Source organism: Pseudoalteromonas sp. Scap25, from assembly GCF_013394125.1.
Taxonomy (GTDB): domain Bacteria; phylum Pseudomonadota; class Gammaproteobacteria; order Enterobacterales; family Alteromonadaceae; genus Pseudoalteromonas.
Genome location: NZ_CP041328.1, coordinates 679737 through 697705, shown reverse-complemented (window position 1 = coordinate 697705; position 17969 = coordinate 679737). Strand labels below are relative to the sequence as shown.

Annotated in this window: 21 protein-coding genes; 15 read left to right on the top strand and 6 right to left on the bottom strand. The window is 38.7% G+C overall.

Annotated elements, in window-relative coordinates:
- The first annotated feature begins 14 nt into the window (after positions 1–14).
- The 4 genes from FLM54_RS18565 (at position 15) to FLM54_RS18550 (ending at position 3719) form a co-directional block, all read left to right on the top strand.
- Positions 15–518, top strand: coding sequence for a dual specificity protein phosphatase family protein (locus FLM54_RS18565; protein ID WP_178957375.1), 504 nt, complete (start codon positions 15–17; stop codon positions 516–518).
- Between the two features lie 2 nt (positions 519–520).
- Entirely contained in the window at positions 521–1525 is a 1005-nt protein-coding gene (locus FLM54_RS18560) for an ArsJ-associated glyceraldehyde-3-phosphate dehydrogenase (RefSeq protein ID WP_178957373.1), read from the top strand.
- Positions 1526–1541: 16 nt separating this feature from the next.
- Entirely contained in the window at positions 1542–2756 is a 1215-nt protein-coding gene (gene arsJ, locus FLM54_RS18555; RefSeq protein WP_178957371.1) for an organoarsenical effux MFS transporter ArsJ, read from the top strand.
- A 468-nt stretch (positions 2757–3224) separates the two neighbouring features.
- Positions 3225–3719, top strand: a complete 495-nt coding sequence (locus FLM54_RS18550) for a GNAT family N-acetyltransferase (protein WP_178957369.1) — start codon at positions 3225–3227, stop codon at positions 3717–3719.
- Positions 3720–3958: 239 nt separating this feature from the next.
- Here FLM54_RS18550 and FLM54_RS18545 read toward each other — a convergent pair whose 3' ends face one another.
- Complete coding sequence (locus FLM54_RS18545) at positions 3959–4852, bottom strand: LysR family transcriptional regulator (protein ID WP_178957367.1); 894 nt, start codon at positions 4850–4852, stop codon at positions 3959–3961.
- Positions 4853–4953: 101 nt separating this feature from the next.
- Here FLM54_RS18545 and FLM54_RS18540 point away from each other — a divergent pair, with 101 nt between their 5' ends.
- The 7 genes from FLM54_RS18540 to FLM54_RS18520 all read left to right on the top strand — a co-directional run bounded on the left by FLM54_RS18540 (position 4954) and on the right by FLM54_RS18520 (position 8929).
- Positions 4954–5946, top strand: coding sequence for a zinc-binding dehydrogenase (locus FLM54_RS18540; protein ID WP_178957365.1), 993 nt, complete (start codon positions 4954–4956; stop codon positions 5944–5946).
- A gap of 61 nt (positions 5947–6007) precedes the next feature.
- On the top strand, positions 6008–6298 hold the full coding sequence (locus tag FLM54_RS18535; RefSeq protein ID WP_178957363.1) for a putative quinol monooxygenase: 291 nt from the start codon (positions 6008–6010) through the stop codon (positions 6296–6298).
- Between the two features lie 30 nt (positions 6299–6328).
- Entirely contained in the window at positions 6329–6442 is a 114-nt protein-coding gene (locus FLM54_RS19010) for a VOC family protein (RefSeq protein ID WP_372239240.1), read from the top strand.
- A 26-nt stretch (positions 6443–6468) separates the two neighbouring features.
- Entirely contained in the window at positions 6469–6726 is a 258-nt protein-coding gene (locus FLM54_RS19005) for a VOC family protein (RefSeq protein WP_372239242.1), read from the top strand.
- Positions 6727–6782: 56 nt separating this feature from the next.
- Positions 6783–7520 carry a type 1 glutamine amidotransferase domain-containing protein gene (locus FLM54_RS18530; protein WP_218648507.1) on the top strand — a complete coding sequence of 246 codons (738 nt, stop codon included), beginning with the start codon at positions 6783–6785 and terminating at the stop codon, positions 7518–7520.
- 73 nt (positions 7521–7593) lie between these two features.
- Positions 7594–8178 carry an NAD(P)H-dependent oxidoreductase gene (locus FLM54_RS18525; protein WP_178957361.1) on the top strand — a complete coding sequence of 195 codons (585 nt, stop codon included), beginning with the start codon at positions 7594–7596 and terminating at the stop codon, positions 8176–8178.
- 556 nt (positions 8179–8734) lie between these two features.
- On the top strand, positions 8735–8929 hold the full coding sequence (locus FLM54_RS18520; RefSeq protein ID WP_010389142.1) for a (2Fe-2S)-binding protein: 195 nt from the start codon (positions 8735–8737) through the stop codon (positions 8927–8929).
- Between the two features lie 108 nt (positions 8930–9037).
- Here the strand turns inward: FLM54_RS18520 and bfr (FLM54_RS18515) are convergent, their stop codons facing one another.
- From bfr (FLM54_RS18515) to FLM54_RS18500, 4 genes are all read right to left on the bottom strand, one after another.
- Positions 9038–9502, bottom strand: a complete 465-nt coding sequence (bfr, locus tag FLM54_RS18515; RefSeq protein WP_008112262.1) for a bacterioferritin — start codon at positions 9500–9502, stop codon at positions 9038–9040.
- 11 nt (positions 9503–9513) lie between these two features.
- The gene (bfr, locus tag FLM54_RS18510) at positions 9514–9987 is read right to left on the bottom strand and encodes a bacterioferritin (protein WP_013463107.1); all 474 of its coding nucleotides are present in this window, start codon (positions 9985–9987) and stop codon (positions 9514–9516) included.
- A 220-nt stretch (positions 9988–10207) separates the two neighbouring features.
- A complete protein-coding gene (locus FLM54_RS18505; RefSeq protein WP_178957359.1) occupies positions 10208–12346 on the bottom strand; it encodes a TonB-dependent receptor in 2139 nt (712 codons plus the stop codon).
- A gap of 272 nt (positions 12347–12618) precedes the next feature.
- The gene (locus FLM54_RS18500; protein WP_178957357.1) at positions 12619–13473 is read right to left on the bottom strand and encodes a cation diffusion facilitator family transporter; all 855 of its coding nucleotides are present in this window, start codon (positions 13471–13473) and stop codon (positions 12619–12621) included.
- Positions 13474–13733: 260 nt separating this feature from the next.
- On the opposite strand from FLM54_RS18500, the gene FLM54_RS18495 reads away from it, so the two are divergent.
- The 4 genes from FLM54_RS18495 (at position 13734) to FLM54_RS18480 (ending at position 16972) form a co-directional block, all read left to right on the top strand.
- Entirely contained in the window at positions 13734–14222 is a 489-nt protein-coding gene (locus FLM54_RS18495) for a GNAT family N-acetyltransferase (RefSeq protein WP_178957355.1), read from the top strand.
- A 70-nt stretch (positions 14223–14292) separates the two neighbouring features.
- Positions 14293–15645 carry a DNA-3-methyladenine glycosylase 2 family protein gene (locus tag FLM54_RS18490; protein WP_178957353.1) on the top strand — a complete coding sequence of 451 codons (1353 nt, stop codon included), beginning with the start codon at positions 14293–14295 and terminating at the stop codon, positions 15643–15645.
- Complete coding sequence (locus tag FLM54_RS18485; protein WP_138626956.1) at positions 15642–16109, top strand: methylated-DNA--[protein]-cysteine S-methyltransferase; 468 nt, start codon at positions 15642–15644, stop codon at positions 16107–16109. The genes FLM54_RS18490 and FLM54_RS18485 overlap by 4 nt, the downstream gene beginning before the upstream one ends.
- A 278-nt stretch (positions 16110–16387) precedes the next feature.
- Positions 16388–16972, top strand: a complete 585-nt coding sequence (locus FLM54_RS18480; RefSeq protein ID WP_178957351.1) for a thymidine kinase — start codon at positions 16388–16390, stop codon at positions 16970–16972.
- Here FLM54_RS18480 and ltaE read toward each other — a convergent pair.
- A complete protein-coding gene (gene ltaE, locus FLM54_RS18475) occupies positions 16955–17959 on the bottom strand; it encodes a low-specificity L-threonine aldolase (RefSeq protein WP_178957349.1) in 1005 nt (334 codons plus the stop codon). The two genes, FLM54_RS18480 and ltaE, sit on opposite strands and share 18 nt — an antisense overlap.
- Between the last annotated feature and the right edge of the window lie 10 nt (positions 17960–17969).

Below are 17969 nucleotides of genomic sequence, written 5' to 3'. Positions count from 1 at the left end.
TTAAGAGGATTCTTATGCAAATGCACCCTTATGACAAACTGACACTTGATAATGGCGCTAGTTTTATATTTACGCCATGCCCAGGAACGAAAGAGGTTGATTTAACAACATCGGTAAAGCAACTAAAAGATGCGGGAGCACAAGCGATTGTTACTCTGATGTATGACGCAGAAATAAAGAAAAACGAGGCCGAAACACTTCCTCAAGTTTGTAACGAACAAGGCATAAAATGGTTTCAGTTACCTATTTTAGATGATGATGCGCCTAATAATGACTTTGCAACGGCGTTCAAATCTCACCTTGATGACGTGTTAGCTATTTTGCGTAATCAGGGCACGATAGCTGTGCACTGTAAAGGCGGTTCAGGTCGCACGGGCTTAGTGATTGGCATACTGATGTATGAGTTAGGTTACAACAAGACAAGCATTATTAACCAAGTACAGAAAGTACGCCCCAAGGCGCTTTCTAATCCTGTGCAACTTTCATTTTTTAATGAATATCAAAAAGTAGGAGTTTAACCATGACAATTAAAATTGGTATTAACGGTTTTGGCCGCATGGGCCGATTAACGCTTAGAGCAGCCTTTGGTTGGCAAAATATTGAGTTTGTGCAAATCAACGATCCTGCTGGCAACGCAGAAACACTGGCACACCTATTAAAATACGATTCAGTGCATGGCACTTGGTCACATGATGTATCTAATGATGACAATAATGTGATAATCAACGGTCAAGCTATTCGGGTCACTCAAAATCAAGCAATTAACGATACGGATTGGTCTGAATGTGATGTCGTCATTGAAGCATCAGGTAAAATGAAAAAAACCGATCTGCTGCAAGCCTACTTAGATCAAGGTGTTAAGAAGGTGGTGGTCACTGCACCAGTGAAAGAAGAAGGCGTACTCAATGTGGTGATGGGGGTTAACGACCACCTTTATAATGCTGAACAACATGCCATTGTGACAGCAGCATCTTGCACCACCAATTGCTTAGCACCAGTGATAAAAGTATTACAGGATAAAATCGGCATTAAACACGGCTCGATGACGACTATCCATGATATTACCAATACTCAAACCATTTTAGATGCTCCGCACAAAGATTTACGCAGAGCGCGTGCCTGTGGCATGAGCCTAATCCCTACCACTACGGGCTCTGCAACGGCTATTACCCATATTTTCCCTGAATTAAAAGGCAAACTAAATGGTCACGCCGTTCGCGTACCACTAGCAAATGCATCAATAACTGATTGTGTATTTGAAGTTGAGCGTGCAACAACGGAAGCTGAAATTAATGCTTGGATGAAAGAAGCGGCTGAAGGCGAGTTAAAAGGTATTTTGGGCTATGAAGAAAAGCCGCTAGTATCTATCGATTATAAAACTGACCCGCGTTCTAGCATTGTTGATGCACTGTCAACGATGGTCGTTAACGGCACTCAGTTGAAGCTGTACACATGGTATGACAACGAGTGGGGATACGCCAACAGAACGGCTGAGCTTGCTCGTAAAGTCGCTTTATCAATTTAAAGGGTAATGTAACACTATGAAGCGCTTGGCATCATTATCAGACGATATTAAGCAATACCTTGTTGTTACAGGTAATTATTGGGCATTTACCTTAACCGATGGTGCACTACGCATGTTGGTAGTGCTTCATTTCCACGCGTTAGGTTATAGCCCGCTTGGTATTGCTATGCTGTTTTTGTTTTATGAAATCTTTGGCGTTGTAACCAACTTGATTGGCGGTTTCTTAGGTGCTCGTTTAGGGCTAAATAAAACCATGAACATTGGTTTGGCTATTCAAATTGTTGCCTTGCTCATGCTAGCTGTTCCCTCTGAATGGTTAACAGTTGTATATGTGATGATTGCCCAAGCGCTTTCTGGTATTGCCAAAGACTTAAATAAAATGAGCGCTAAAAGTGCTATCAAGTCGTTGGTTACCGATGGGCAAGAAGGCACGCTTTTCAAATGGGTAGCTATATTAACAGGCTCCAAAAATGCATTAAAAGGCGTTGGCTTTTTCTTGGGTGGTTTACTGTTAACCTTATTATCGTTTAAAGGTGCAATGCTGTTGATGACGGGTGGTTTAGCACTTGTATGGTGTTACAGCCTTTACGCTTTAAAAAGTGATTTAGGAAAAGCGAAGAGCAAACCTAAGTTCACCGATATATTCTCAAAAAGTCGTTCAATTAACCTTTTGTCGGCTGCACGACTATTCTTGTTTGGTGCACGTGATGTCTGGTTTGTGATTGCACTGCCCGTATTTTTATCGCAAGCCTTTAATTGGGATCATTGGACGGTAGGCGGCTTCTTGGCACTATGGGTGATTGGCTACGGTTTCGTACAATCTATCGCACCTAAGGTAATGAATCTCAAAGAAGGGTTCTCGCCTGCTATAGAAACAACCAAATGGGCGAGTTCACTGGCACTGGTTACATTAGGTATCGCTTTATCCCTGTATTTTAATTGGCAAGTAAAAACAGTGCTTATTGCTGGTTTAATGTTGTTTGGTGTACTGTTCGCCATTAATTCATCGCTGCACAGTTATTTAATTGTTAGCATGGCAGATGCCGACGGTGTTTCCCTCGATGTTGGCTTTTACTATATGGCTAATGCGATGGGGCGTTTGATTGGTACAGTATTGTCAGGCTGGATTTTCCAGCTATATGGGTTAGCGGCTTGTTTAGCGATATCGTTTGTATTTATTACACTGGCTGGGCTTTTCTCAACAAAGTTACCAACAAAAGCAACTAAATAATTATATAGCTGATTTAATAACTATCCTATGACACTCATCCGTCAGGGGATAGTTAACTACCTCATGGCAATAAGCTTTTAGCTTAATGGTTGCATTGTGACACAAAACTACTGCCTTTCTAAAAGGAGTGAACGTATAAATTAGCTCAAAGACACCTATAAAGTATTTACCCTAAAGCGTTTTGAGGCAGAGGGAAGGTATACCGCATGATTGAAATTGGCACTGAGCCGAACCTCGGCTGTTTGGCGATAAGCAGTCAGTCGAGTTTCTCTGTTTGACGTGAAACTTTATCCGTATGACTATTAGCTTATTGGCGTTTTTTTCAATCCATTCTTAAAATTTATTTTGTTGTTATTTTCGAGTAGTTTTCGTTTAATAACATGATATTTTTTAAAGATAGCTACTGGCGAATCTTCATCCCTTTAGTGAAAGCTAATGCCGGAGCACACATAAGGAAATAGGTATAAAATGGACACTACAATACGAAAAGCTGAATCAACTGATATCGCTGCAATAAAAATGTTGTGGCAGTTTTATCAATACCATCAAAGTATATTTGACTTAGAAGATATTGGTTTAGATGGTTGCTATGATATTGATGAAGAGTATTTAGAATGTGTAGTTCGTGGTGAGGAAGACTGCAGTATTTATCTTGTACTCGTTTCTAACCAAATTGCTGGTTTTGCTACCGTAGAACCAACTGAGATCGTTGGCAAAGAAATACCTGAGTTGGCTGATATTTTTATTCTACCCAAATACCGAAAACAAGGCATTGCCAAATTTGTTATTCAAAATTTGATGCCTGTTGAAACAAATCAGTGGCATGTAGCAGTCCACTTAAACGATAGTTTAGCGTTAAAATTTTGGAATAGTTTGTTTGCTAAATTAAATGTTATGCGTGTTGATAAAGTTGACCCTCCTGAAACAGAAGGCTACCACGAGTTTGTTATCACTAATGCCTAACAAGAGACTATGGAGGGCGTTACCAATGTCTGCTCATGGCACAAAACGGAAATAGCCCACTCACTAATTCTATATTGATACATTAAGGCTTCTTCAGGCTTGTTGTAATTAATATTGTTAATTAAACTATTAAACCTACTTAAATTTAAGGCGAGACTTTAGTTAATAAATCTCAATTTAAGTGACGCTGGCTACTACCCTAAAAAGTTAACAGTAGTGAACACCCCAACAAGTTAAGTCTATTTTGAAAGCGGATTGCTTTTTATCCATTCTTTCAAGTGGTCAATGAAGTTTCTAACTATCATCGATTGGTTTTTCCTAGACGGATATAATAGGTTAATTGAAATTGATGGGTCACATTCCCAATCTTCTAAAATAACCTTTAAGCGCCCTTTTTCAACACCTTCTTTAATATGCCAATCTGACAAGAGTGCAATACCATGATCTAATTCCACCATACCCAAAACGCTATCCCCTAAGCTAGAAGAAAAGCTGGGGTTTAATTTAACTGTTTTTCGTTCACTTTCTCTAATGAATGACCAGTTAGTTTCATTCCCAACGGTTAATAAACTATGATCAGTTAAATATTCAGGTGATTGTGGTACTCCTTCTTTTTCTAAATAACTCGGCGTTGCACATAATACTCTCTTTGTATCAGATAGCTTTTGACCAATTAATGATGAATCTCGCGAAGGGCCATGTCTAATCGCCAAATCAACACCTTGTTCAGTTAAATTAACTAAACTATCTGTAGAAATGATTTCAATATTAACCTGCGGGTAACTTTCTAAAAAGCTGCTAATCACAGGTAATAGATAGCTTTGTGTAAAAGAAGCTGACGCAGTTATTTTTATTTTTCCTTTTAACGTATTAGTTGGGTCGAGGTCATGTTCAATCTCATCGCTAATACTTAAAAGTCTTTGCGCATGGTTATATAGCTTCTCACCCGTAAATGTCGGACTAAGGGTCCGTGTTGTTCTATAAAATAATTTAGCACTCAGTCTGTTTTCGAGCGCTATCAACCTTTTACTCACTGCTGCAGCCGTTAGGTTGTGAGCATCAGCAGCCATTCGAATAGATTTGAGTTCAAAAATTGTACTGAATATCTTTAGTTCTTCTATTGAATCAATCAAATTATCAACCTTTTGGAATTAATCATTAAACTTTTAGTGTGTTTTTGGTTGTTAATTATGTTGATAACATCACTTTCGTCAATAACAAAGAGGAAATTATTATGAAAGCAATAGCTATTAATGGTCATGGTGACGTTAATGTTTTACATGAAATCGAAGTTGATGCGCCAAAACCAAAACGCGGTCACGTCGTAATCGATGTAAAAGCGACAAGTGTTAACCCTGTTGATACTAAAATCCGTCAAGGCAGTGAAGGCACTGCTGGTATGACTTATCCAGCAATCCTTCACATGGATGTATCGGGCGTAATCAGTGAAGTAGGTGAAGGTGTGACTAACTTTAAAATTGGTGATGAAGTATACGGTTGTGTCGGCGGTATCGTTGGCATTCCGGGTACTCTTGCAGATAAGGTTGAAGCTGACGCTGTATTATTAGCACATAAACCTAAAACGCTTAGCTTTGGTGAGTCGGCTAGCTTGCCTTTAGTAGCAATTACAGCATGGGAAGCAATTATTGGTCGAGCTGAAATCCAGCCAAGCGATAGAGTGTTGGTTCATGGTGGTACGGGTGGCGTAGGCCACATTGGTCTTCAGCTTGCAAAAGCACTAGGTGCACATGTTACAACGACTGTTGCAGATGAAGCTCGCGCAGAAATTGCAAAACAACTAGGCGCAGATGAAACGGTACTATTCCCTACAGAAGAGCCAAAGGAATATGTTGAACGACTAACCAATGATCAAGGCTTCGATACGGTATTTGATACAGTGGGCGGGCCCGTTTTACAAAACTCATTAATCGCTGCAAAACTGAAGGGGCATGTTATCTCTACAATTGGTTATGCTGATTATAACTTAACTGAAATGCACTTTAAGGCTCTAAGGTTAGACCTAGTATTTATGGCGATTTCAATTATTCATAACATCGATAGAGAGACTCACGGTGACATTTTACGCCGACTTGCTGGGCTTGTGGATAATGGTCAAGTTAAACCTCTTATCGATAGTGTTTTCCCTTTAACTTTACAAGGAGTTAAAGATGCTCACACTCGTCTAGAGTCAGGGTTAGCCACAGGTAAAATCGTAATCGAGCGTTAAATTTCTGTTATTTAATTAAAGGCTGTGTAAGCAGCCTTATAAACCAAGATAAAGGTTAAAAATGGATAATGAAGTAATGATTGTTGTGGATATTCTATGTGAAACACAACATTACAGCACCGTATTAAATGCAATTTATGAATGTGCGAGTGACAGTATTTTTGAAAGTGGATGCGAGCGTTATGATGTTTTCCCTGATGTTAATGGGTCACAAAGAATCACATTAATTGAAATGTGGCGTGACATAGATACTTTAGAGCAACATAAGACACTGCCGCATTATCTTCAATTACAAAAGTCTTTAGAAGGTAGAGTGCTATCAGTCGATATTAAAACAGCTCGTGTGTTTTAAGGCTTGTGATAAATAAAATATCTTCGCACAATGCTTTGTATATCAGATATTAAAGCATCACTAAGATTTTACTATGAGGGTCTAGGGTTGAAAGTTCTAAAAAGGAAAGACTACTTTGAAGCAAAGTTTTCTCTTATCTTTTAGCCGCACAAGGTGATGAAAGCGCTCAAATTGAACTTACTTATAAATGGGAGCTGAGTATCAAAATACAGGAAAACTTCGGTCATATAGCTTACAGAGTTGAAAATATATACGAGACATACACTCATTTACAGGAACTAGGCATTGAAGTAAATCGATCTCCTCGAGACGGTCAAATGGCTTTTATACGCTCTGCGGATAATATTTTCGTCGAGTTGTTACAAGCAGGTGAGCTGCTACCAAAAACTGAGACTTGGGCTTCAACGCCTAACAATGAAAGTTGGTAGCGTATTTAACAAGTAACCAACGAATCGGTTGGTTTAATTTATATGAGAAAGATAGTATGAAATTTCTATTATTATTCATGACACTAGTTTTCGCGGCTCCAAGTTTTGCTGCGGATAAAATCCTTTTCGTACTGACTAGCCACAATAAAATGGGTTCGTTAGATATGAAAACAGGTTTTTGGTTAGGTGAGTTAACACATCCTTATTACGTCCTTGCTGATGCAGGCTTTGAAGTTGATGTTGCTAGCATTGAAGGTGGAATGGCCCCAATAGACCCTAAAAGTCTAGATTTTTCAGATGAAGATAATGCTAGGTTTATAAATGATAAAAAGCTCATGGCTTCAATTATAAATACAAAAGCGATTGAAGATGTAAACAGTAAAGATTATCAAGCAGTAGTTTATGCAGGCGGTCACGGAACTATGTGGGACTTCTCGAACAATGAACTTATCAATAAATTAACTGTTTCAATATATGAGCGAGGCGGTATTGTAAGCGCGATTTGTCATGGCCCAGCGGCTCTTACAGACGTCAAGCTTAGTAACGGACAATACCTCGTTAAAGGAAAAAAATTAGCTGCATTTACTAACGAGGAAGAGTCAAATGTAGGGCTAACAGAAGTTGTTCCTTTCTCACTACAGGATACATTAATGTCTAAAGGTGCAAAGCACATTTATGGTGCTGCATGGACGGTAAACGTTGTGAATGATAGGCGAGTTATTACTGGTCAAAACCCGCAATCAGCTCGTAAAGTGGGCAAAGAGATTCTGACTGAATTAAAAGGCATCAAATAGATATTTAATTTCAGACACTTATCAATTAAAGGTTTTTAAGTGAATTTCAAGAAAGAATGGGTAGTAGTACATAGTGAAAAATATCTTAATTTTAAATGGCGGTAAATGTTTCGCTCACTCTCAAGGTGAGCTTAACAATTCGCTCACAGCCTTTGCTGAAAACTTCTTTGAACAAAGTAACTGTAATGTTCGTAACACGACTATTGATAAGGGATATGATGTCGATGAAGAAATTTCTAAATGGCTGTGGGCTGACTTGGTAATCTTTCAGATGCCCGCATGGTGGATGGGGCCTCCTTGGACTGTGAAAAAGTACATGGATGAGGTGTTTACCAAAGGGCACGGGAAGTTGTATGAAAGCGACGGTAGGTCTAGAGGTGATATTTCAAAGCAGTATGGATCTGGAGGTTTACTTCACGGTAAAAAGTACATGCTTTCTGTCACGTGGAATGCCCCAATAGATGCGTTCATCGATAGTGAGCAGTTTTTTGAGGGGACTGGGGTAGATGGTGTGTATTTACCCGTGCATAAAGCAAATCAGTTTTTAGGAATGAAGCCACTAGAAACTTTTATTTGCAGCGATGTTATGAAAAATCCCCAAGTAAAAGTCGATATGGAGCGATATAAACTACATTTGGGTGCAGCACTTAAGATCTGATTTAGCATTGTTAAGTATTTTTAAGTAGCTCTACTCTACGGACTTTATGCCTCATAAAAACACCTTGTTCTTACTTACATGGTGTTTTACCTAGATAGTCAGCTAATATATGAAGCTACAGCTCCGTTGCAAGTTATCAACGACTAGTTAATAACTTACTACAGAAAGCGTAAAAAAGTCTTTAAGTTAAAATATGTGGGACATAAGCGATTTTTATGTGAATGTCTGCTTATTTCACAAACCGTACAGAGTCCATGCACTAATTTTGTATTTATACATTAAGGTTTCTTCAGCCTTAATGAAATTAATTTAAATCATTCAACTATTTAACTAAACCTACTTAAATTTAAGGCGAGACTTTAGTTAATAAATCTCAATTTAAGTGCCATACTTCGAATGAAATTCAAACAATTCTCAACCTGCCGCGAATTCTCAACTTAAGTGGCGTTGGCCAAAAAAATGCAAAAAATTCAAATTTTATAAAAAACCAATTGATAACTATTTTCGTTTAGATTAATATAAACCCACTAAATAAAATTGAGAGTTGTTTGTATTCATGTATGTTTGTCTTTGTCACGGTGTGACCGATAAAAAAATTGAGCAAACCATCGACGATGGTGCTACTACCATGCGCGAGCTAACTAAAGAGCTTAAAGTGGGCAGCCAATGCGGTAAGTGTTGTTGCTGTACTAAAAAGATCCTCAATCGTAAACTGATTCAAATTGCAGATATAACCGATCAAGTGGCTTAATAGTAATTTATAAAAGTAGGCCCTATCTAAACGAATTGGTATAACATTTAAAAAATTAAACATAAAAAAAGCAGCCTTAGCTGCTTTTTTTGTATTTATAACTTTAACCTACAATTGCGATTGTAAGTAGTTTTCAAGCCCAGTGTTTTTGATCAGCAGTTGCTGTGTTTCTAGCCAATCAATTTGCTCTTCTTGCTCATTTAAAATGTTATCGAGCGCTTCACGGCTAATGTAATCTTTTTTACTTTCAGCTAGTTTAATCGCAGCACGTAGCTCATCTACTGTATCAAGTTCAAAGCTCATGTTAGCGGCAATCATTTCTTCGCTGTTTTCACCAATGCGTAAGCGTCCTAAATCTTGAAGGTTAGGCAGGCCTTCTAAAAATAAAATACGCTCAATTAAACGATCGGCGTTTTTCATTTTTTGTATCGATACTTTGTAATCAGCTTTGTCTAGTTTACTAAAACCAAAATCTTTAAACATGCGTGCATGTAAAAAGTATTGGTTAATACCCACAAGCTCATTAGCAAGTACTTTATTTAGTGCTGCAATAACGTCTTTATCGCCTTTCATAATATAAGTCCTTATTCGCCCATTTGAGCTTGGTGATAGTTTTGAGTGCCAATTTTGTCAATCAGACCCAGTTGTTGCTCTAACCAGTAAACGTGATCTTCTTCGGTATCAAATAATAGCTTTTCTAAAATTTCACGAGATTGATAATCTTGCTGTTGTTCACAGATAGCAATAACCTCTTTAACACACTCAACCACTTCAAGTTCTAAGGTTAAGTCGTTTTGCATCATGCTTTTTACATCGTCACCAATTAACAGATCACGACGTTTAGTCATGTTTGGTACGCCTTCTAAAAAAAGAATACGCTTGATTAGCCAATCAGCGTGATCTTTTTCTTCTTCCATTTCATGGTTAAGACGCTCATAAAGTTTGTTTAAGCCCCAATCGTCGTACATACGAGAATGAATAAAATACTGGTCAATAGCAGCTAATTCGTTAGCTAACAATGTATTGAAGGCGTCGATTACTTTTTGATTACCTTTCATAGCGCTTATCCTAAAAATTCTAATTGTGGCTAGTCTAGTATATAGGCACAGAATTGCAAGTAATTTACTTATAAATCATATGGTTAATATTGAGTTTGATTCTCGTTTAAGTTTGCATTGCTGGTTAATAAATGGACAAGTTGTTATTTGTATTTTAGATCAGCAAGTTAGTTGAGGGTATAAGCGCGTTCATACCGTAAAAGTATGAACGCGTAAGTGATCAAAATTGATAAGTAACACCCACTGTGGCCGTTGTACCTAAACCTTTAATGTTGTATCCACCATAGGTGTAAGATTGCGCACGGGCAGGGAAGTAGTCTTGATTAAATAGGTTTTCTATCCCGATAAAACCTTGCCAGTTGTCTGCAAACTGATACTGACCGCTTAAATTAAAAACCGTGTAGTTATCGACAGGCCCCTGATCGCCAACATATTTACCATTATCATTAGGAGCAAAGCGTTTTCTATCACCCACATACAAGTAACTTAATGTTAGTGACAGGGTGTCCGTAGGTTGCCAGTTAAGGTTGGCTGTGGCTTTTGGTGGACTGATTTGCTTAGAGCCTAAATATATATCTGCTTCAGTATTTTTACCTTCTACATAACTATACGTTGCCAGTAATTTAAGAGATGGGTTTATGGTGTAGTCTACTAAGGCTTCATAACCCCAAATTTTTTGAGGTGCTCTAACCGGTTCATAAACACCCGTTACTTCATTAAATTTGTTTGTAGTGCCAAGCTCAGAGGTGCTTCGATATGCTGCGACTTCTAAACGAACTGCATCAAATTGAGAGTTAAAACCAATTTCATAATTATCGATAATTGAAGCTTGTGTTTGAATAAGGCCTATATCATTTACTGTAGCAGAGCGAAGTAGGCGGCCAATATCAGATATATCAGATCCCTGTGAGTAGTTTAAAAAGGGGCTGAATCTTTCATCTAGATTGTATTTGATGCCCACGTTATAGGTTGTAGCATTGTAATCAACTGTGTCGCCTTTTACGCTAATTGGCACAGAGCATTGCGTGGCTGTTTTACATAATTTAAGCGTGCGATAATCGTCTACGCTAAGGTCGATATTTTCTTTGCGTACACCGGCCTTTATTATTAAGTCATTAGCAATAACCCACTTAGTTTGTAAAAAGCCCGCGACACTTTTCATGTCCATTTCTGGCACCCAAACCCGGCCATCAACTAGCGGTTGTGCAGTCACATCATTTAATGCATCAATTCCGTAAATAAATGACGCTTCAACTGAGTCAAAGTCAACCTGGGTATTAAAAGTTGCTCTGGCGCCTTTTTTTTCTGAACTTATAACGGATTGACCACCTTGATAATTCTCATCAGGATTGGCAAGGCTTGGAGAGAAGAAAAACACATTTTCTATATCTTGCGTATAGAGGTCTAACGTCATTTGTGTGTTTTCAAGCAGTGCGTAGTCGGTGTATTTTAAGGTTATATTTTCGTTGCCTTCTGGCCCTTGGGGTTTACCTTGTTTTTGCAATTCTGACGGCACATGAATGGCGTAGGTTTTTTCTCCTAGGCTCATATCACCAACAACATCGCCTAAATCGGTTTTTTGTTGTGAACTAAAGTAGTTATAACTAAATTGGAGTTGCTTTTCATCATCAAAGTCATAGCCAAGCTTAGTGAAGTAATTTTGTGTAACGGCATCAGATAAACCATATTGTAAACCGAGAATATCGCCTTGCGAATCGCGTTGTACACCGTTTTCTTCATAGCTTGCAGTTACTAAGTAGCTAAATTTATCGGCACGACCATTCAATGCAGCAGATACCCTTGCGCCGGCGCTTTCTTCGAGTTTTACCGCACTAAAACGACTCGATAAGCTTATTTCACCTTGGGTTTGGCCATCGCTTTGTGCTTGCTTGGTAATATAGTTAATAATTCCGCCTGATGCGCCGTTACCATAAATCGACGTTGCTCCTTTAATGACTTCTATTCGACCTATTGCGCTTGGATCTAAGGTTTTTACGCCTAATGATCCGTTACGCAGTGGTGTTGATTGTGGCACGCCATCAATCATGATCAGTGGGGCGCGTCCGCGTAGAGTTTGTCCTGAATTACTTGAGCTTCCAGTATCTGGAGCAAGGCCAGGAACCATTTGTGCTAAAAGGCTTTGTAATTCTGGATTAACTTTTAAATGTGCTTCTATTTGTTTTTGACTAATAATAGTTATGGAAGCAGGGACCTCATCAATACTTTCAAAAACACGACTCCCCGAAACAATAACGTGCTCCATTTCTGTTTGATTTAAATTTCTTTGGATCGTTGATTCGTCTGCAATACTGGCGCCACTGACTATTAATGCTATTAAGCTCAGAGATGTTTTAAACATGCGGGTCCTTCGTTTGAATGGTTTAAGTGTATTAATGATGGGCGCAATATTAAGAGTAATTTAAAGTAAACGCAAGGTTAATGATAATCATTTCTATTTGTGTTTTAGGTGCTGGTAGGGATTTGAATATAACGTTGTGTTAAAAATAGATGTTTTACTCGTACCGATAGTGGATTATTGTTAGCAGGCCTTCTGCGTTATGTTGCACAAGGCATTAAAATAAAGATGCGTTCAGCTTTAATTACAAGGCACCTTGTAGAATCACACCGAGGTTAATAGCACTCAATTACGCAGTGCTCAATTGCAAATTCATCATGTAAATAGTTTTTGATGGCGTTAAGCTCAATAGGGGTATCTGTTTGCATCACAATTTCACAGTGAGTAGTAGTATCGTCCAGTTGCCATGCTTTTATAGATTTTATTTGCGTAATGGCAAACTGTTGCAGTAATTTTTTGCTGATAAGTTGCTGGTCAAAACCAATGGGGGCTGCTTGCATTAAAATACTGCAGCTCGCTTTAAGTAATAATACACCATGATAAATAACATATAGTGATATTAAAATGGTCGCTATTAAATCAACTACATACCATTGATATAAAATAATTAAAGTACCCGCAATAATAACGACTATTGATGCCATTGCATCCGATACGTTATGAATAAACGCTGCCTTTATATTCATATTGTTTTTAGCGCCAGCTTTATAAGTTAACAACGCAGTGACTAAATCAATGAGTAGCGCAAATGCAGCAACCCACACAATAATCCAACCGTTAATTGGTTGGGGGTTTAAATAACTATTTATCGCTTCAAAAATTAAATAACCACCGATGACTATTAACGTAGTGCTATTAAAAAGGGTTGCTAGTATCTCTGCACGTTTGTAGCCAAAATGATGGGTTGTATCAGCCTGCTTATTGCCAATTTTTCGAGCAACGAGGGCGATAAAAATAGAAGCCGCATCACTTAGGTTATGTAGAGCATCGGCAATTAATGAAAGACTGCCAGAAAATACGCCGCCAACAACTTGCACTACAGTCAGTAAAACATTTATAAATACGGCAAGAGTGAGCTGTTTATCACTTTGGTTATCATCAACGTGACTGTGTGTGTGACCATGACCCATTTTAGTTAAACTCCCTTATTGCTTTACTTTTTTATCATAATGACAACTTTTAACCATTTATAAAAGCGCTGTTTTAATTTGTTTTTTAGATACCCTAATGGCTAAATTTAAATAAGCCCGTGATAGTTACGTATTGAATATAAAAACGATATGCTAGGGTACAAATAAATGTATTAATGGCTTAAGTTATCATAATTATTTAGGCACTTTTTATTTTAAATTTAATAGGCATAAAAGCAGTTTTTAAAGGATCAATAACAATGAACACAGCAATAGAAATTCGCGATGCACAGCCAAGTGATGCTAAAACAATTCTGCATTTTATTAATGAGCTTGCCATTTACGAAAAAGAGCCAGATGCAGTTAAAACCAATGAGCAAGCCATTTTAGATACACTTTTTTGCGACGGCGCAACAGCGCACAGTTTAATTTGTTTACAAGATGGTGAGCCGATTGGTTTTGCAGTGTATTTTTACAACTACTCTACTTGGTTAGGTAAAAATGGTCTCTATTTAGAAGATTTATATGTTAGCCCAGATAGCCGTGGAAATGGTGCCGGTAAAGCAATCATGAAAGAGCTGGCAAACAGAGCAATAAGCAAAGACTGTGGCCGCTTTGAGTGGGTAGTGCTTGATTGGAATAAACCCGCGATTGATTTTTATAATAGCATGGGCGCTGAGCCTCAGAATGAATGGATTATATATCGTTTAACGGGTCAGGCATTGATTGATTTTGCAAACAAAGATTAGTACCGAATATGGCCAGTATTATATCTAGTTTTTGTTAAGCTAAGCGCTACATAATTTATAAGAGCAATTTATGGTTAATCAGCATTGGCAAAAAGCGCGTCAGAGCCGCGATGCGCGTTTTGATGGGCTTTTTTATGTAGCGGTAAAAACCACAGGTATTTATTGTCGGCCAATTTGCCCTGCGCCCACTGCGCATGAAAAAAATGTAACTTACTATCAGTTTGCGCACTCTGCTGCGCAAGCAGGGTTTAGGCCTTGTATACGTTGTAGGCCCGATAGTGCACCAGGTAGTGCTGCTTGGCTGGGATCAAAAACCACGGCATTGCGTGCTAAACAGTTAATTGATCAATATAACGAGTGTGATTGTGAAGTACTTGCCGCGCGTTTAGGAATAAGCAGCCGCTATTTAAGGCGGCTTTTTTCTCAATATTTTGGTCTTTCAGTTACTCAATATCGGTTATTTAACCAATGCCATTTTGCAAAAAAATTGATTCAAGAAACCAGCTTACCGCTTACCGAGATAGCGTTTGCCTCCGGCTTTAAAAGTGTAAGACGATTCAATGATGCTTTTTTAAAACAACTTAATATTGCGCCCTCAGTGCTCAGAACCGCCAAGCACCCAACTGATCTTGGGCTGACCTTAATTTTGCCTTTTCGTCCGCCGTATAACTGGCAGGCATTGCATGGGTTTTTAGCAAAACGACTAATAGAGCCAATAGAGTGGTTATCGCCAACCAGTTATGGGCGTACTTTTACTTATAAATCGTGTAGAGGCCGCTTTAATGCTGAATTTATTGCAGATAAACATCATTTTCGGGTGCAAATCGATATAGATAATACGCAATATTTACAGCCAGTTATTAACAACATTCGCCGTGTACTTGATTTAGATGCAGATACTTATTTAATTGAGGCGCATTTAAACGAGCATATTAATAATGCATTTCCACTTACTAAAGGCTTAAGGTTACCAGGTATTTGGTCAACCTTTGAAGCGGGTATTCGCGCTGTGTTAGGTCAGCAGGTGAGTGTGACTGCGGCGCACAATTTAGTGACTCAATTGGTGCATCAGCTTGCAGATCAGCAAGAAGGAAATGTGTACTTTCCAGCACCTAAAGTAGTGGCAGGCAGTGACTTTACTTTTTTTAAAATGCCGCAGGCACGTAAAAATGCACTGCATAATCTTGCTGATTTTTGTGCTACTCATCCCGAGGAGGATGATTTAGACCAATGGCTTACTTTAAAAGGAATTGGCCCTTGGACGGTTAATTACGCAAAACTGCGCGGTCAAAGCCAACCCGATATTTTACTTGATGGTGATTTAGGGGTTAAAAAAGCCCAAGCGGCAGCAAGCTCGTTTGAATCTGCGAACTGTGCACCATTTCGATCTTACTTAACTTTTCAACTTTGGCAGCAATTATGATAGTGCAAACCAGTTTACCCAGCCCGATTGACGATATTATTATTCAGGCAACTGAAAACGGTATTAGTTATGTGGGGTTTTATCCACCGACCAGTTATATTAGTACCCCTTTAAATAAGGTGACTAATTCACATGTTTTATCTTGTGTGGCACAGCTTAACGAGTACTTTGCTCATACGCGTACTGAGTTTGATTTAGAGCTTGATACTGGCGGCACACCATTTCAGCAAAGCGTATGGCAGGCATTACAAAGCGTACCGTTTGCTAAAGTGGCAACCTATAAAGATATTGCCATACAATTAAATAATCCTAAAGCAGTGAGGGCGGTGGGGGCTGCAAATGGTAAAAATCCAATCAGTATTATTGTGCCGTGTCACCGCATCATTGGTGCAAATAAAAAGCTAACTGGTTATGCAGGTGGCCTAGAGCGCAAGCAATGGTTACTAGAGCATGAAGCAAAATAAATAACCTGAACTCCGGCTAATAAATCCATCTCAAGCAGCTATTTTCAGCGCTAACTGCGTTGAATTTACTTGCATTAGGCGAGCTATTGACGCGTAATTTCGCCTTGTTTTCACTAAAAATCGCTAGCTAGAGAAAAATAAGCACAAATATCATTTTTGATTCAAAATGTTAGTAAATCTCTTAACCAGAGTTCAGGTTAAATAAAATAGCGTTTCCAAATTTGTATTCTCTGCACTTTAGGGTAGCATAAGCGCACTTTTTATTTGAAGGCACGGCCATGGCGCAATTATACTTTTACTACTCTGCAATGAATGCAGGTAAATCAACCACTTTATTACAATCAGCATTTAATTATAAAGAGCGTGGTATGGAGCCGGTGATCCTCACCGCTGCCATTGACGATAGAGCAGGAGTGGGCAAAGTATCCTCACGTATAGGCCTTCAAGCAGATGCACATATTTATGATGCTAATAAAGATGTATACGAGCTAATTAAATCGCTCAATAGTGATAAAAAACGCCATTGTGTGCTCGTGGATGAATGTCAGTTTTTATCTAAAGATCAAGTTATGCAGCTAACCGATGTAGTCGATGAATTAGGTATTCCCGTATTGTGTTACGGCTTAAGAAACGACTTTAGAGGTGAGTTATTTAGCGGCTCGCAATATTTACTTGCTTGGGCTGATAAGTTAATAGAACTTAAAACGGTATGTCATTGTGGGCGTAAAGCAAATCACGTATTACGTACCGATGAAAATGGCGAGGCTATTGCCGATGGCAACCAAGTAGAAATTGGCGGCAACGACCGTTATGAGTCGGTGTGCCGCAAACATTATAAAGCCGCGTTAAATATGGGCCGTTAAGGCTTTTATAAAGGTATCAATATCCGCTTTAGTAATACCTAAATGGGTTACTAGCCTAAGTTGCTTACTTGGGCTAAACACAATGTCTTGTGCTTTTAAATCGGCTGCTAGTTTTGTGATGTTTATGCTGTTATCAAACGTAGCGTAAACCATATTTGTGGTATTACTCATATTTACGTTAAAGCCTGAAATTTCACTTAACTGTTTTGCTAAATAACGCGCGTTAGCGTGGTCATCGACTAAACGTTGCGTGTTATTTTCTAAGGCATATTGCCCTGCAGCAGCTAATATACCCACTTGGCGCATACCACCGCCAAGCACTTTTCGCCAGCGTCTTGCTTTGGCTATCAATGCTGTTGAACCAAGCAATAATGAACCAACAGGTGCACCTAACCCTTTTGATAAACAAATAGATACAGAGTCAAAATGTTGGGTTATTTCTTTAATATCAACGTTAAGCTCGGCAGCGGCATTAAAAGCGCGGGCACCATCTAAATGCAGTGCTAAGTTATGTTGATTAACAAATTCGCGGGCTTTGAGTAAATAATCAATACCCAGTACTTTACCACCTATGGTGTTTTCAAGGCTTAACAGGCGGGTTTTTGCAAAGTGGCTATCATCGGGTTTAATTGCTGCAGCAATTTTAGTAAAACACAAACTACCATCGGCTTCATTTTCAATAGGCTGTGGCTGAATAGAGCCTAAAACGGCAGCGCCACCGCCTTCAAACTTGTAGTTATGAGCACTTTGGCCACATATATACTCATCGCCACGTTCACAATGGGCCATTAATGCAAGCAGATTTGTTTGTGTGCCTGAGCTACAAAAAAGTGCATCTTGCATATTAAAACGTAATCGAGCATAAGCTTCTAATTGGTTTACACTTTCATCATCACCATACACATCATCGCCAACGGGGGCATGATACATAATGTCCCGCATTTTGCTGCACGGTTTTGTTACTGTATCTGAGCGAAAATCTATCATGAGGTGTCCT

Coding starts and splice junctions, on each gene's coding strand:
- FLM54_RS18490 (WP_178957353.1), top strand. CDS start 14,293: ATGGTTAATCAGCATTGGCAAAAAGCGCGTCAGAGCCGCGATGCGCGT.
- ltaE (WP_178957349.1), bottom strand. CDS start 17,959: ATGATAGATTTTCGCTCAGATACAGTAACAAAACCGTGCAGCAAAATG.
- FLM54_RS18530 (WP_218648507.1), top strand. CDS start 6,783: ATGAAATTTCTATTATTATTCATGACACTAGTTTTCGCGGCTCCAAGT.
- FLM54_RS19010 (WP_372239240.1), top strand. CDS start 6,329: ATGCTTTGTATATCAGATATTAAAGCATCACTAAGATTTTACTATGAG.
- FLM54_RS18495 (WP_178957355.1), top strand. CDS start 13,734: ATGAACACAGCAATAGAAATTCGCGATGCACAGCCAAGTGATGCTAAA.
- FLM54_RS18560 (WP_178957373.1), top strand. CDS start 521: ATGACAATTAAAATTGGTATTAACGGTTTTGGCCGCATGGGCCGATTA.
- FLM54_RS18550 (WP_178957369.1), top strand. CDS start 3,225: ATGGACACTACAATACGAAAAGCTGAATCAACTGATATCGCTGCAATA.
- FLM54_RS18485 (WP_138626956.1), top strand. CDS start 15,642: ATGATAGTGCAAACCAGTTTACCCAGCCCGATTGACGATATTATTATT.
- arsJ (WP_178957371.1), top strand. CDS start 1,542: ATGAAGCGCTTGGCATCATTATCAGACGATATTAAGCAATACCTTGTT.
- bfr (WP_013463107.1), bottom strand. CDS start 9,987: ATGAAAGGTAATCAAAAAGTAATCGACGCCTTCAATACATTGTTAGCT.
- bfr (WP_008112262.1), bottom strand. CDS start 9,502: ATGAAAGGCGATAAAGACGTTATTGCAGCACTAAATAAAGTACTTGCT.
- FLM54_RS18480 (WP_178957351.1), top strand. CDS start 16,388: ATGGCGCAATTATACTTTTACTACTCTGCAATGAATGCAGGTAAATCA.
- FLM54_RS18535 (WP_178957363.1), top strand. CDS start 6,008: ATGGATAATGAAGTAATGATTGTTGTGGATATTCTATGTGAAACACAA.
- FLM54_RS18500 (WP_178957357.1), bottom strand. CDS start 13,473: ATGGGTCATGGTCACACACACAGTCACGTTGATGATAACCAAAGTGAT.
- FLM54_RS18520 (WP_010389142.1), top strand. CDS start 8,735: ATGTATGTTTGTCTTTGTCACGGTGTGACCGATAAAAAAATTGAGCAA.
- FLM54_RS18505 (WP_178957359.1), bottom strand. CDS start 12,346: ATGTTTAAAACATCTCTGAGCTTAATAGCATTAATAGTCAGTGGCGCC.
- FLM54_RS18540 (WP_178957365.1), top strand. CDS start 4,954: ATGAAAGCAATAGCTATTAATGGTCATGGTGACGTTAATGTTTTACAT.
- FLM54_RS18565 (WP_178957375.1), top strand. CDS start 15: ATGCAAATGCACCCTTATGACAAACTGACACTTGATAATGGCGCTAGT.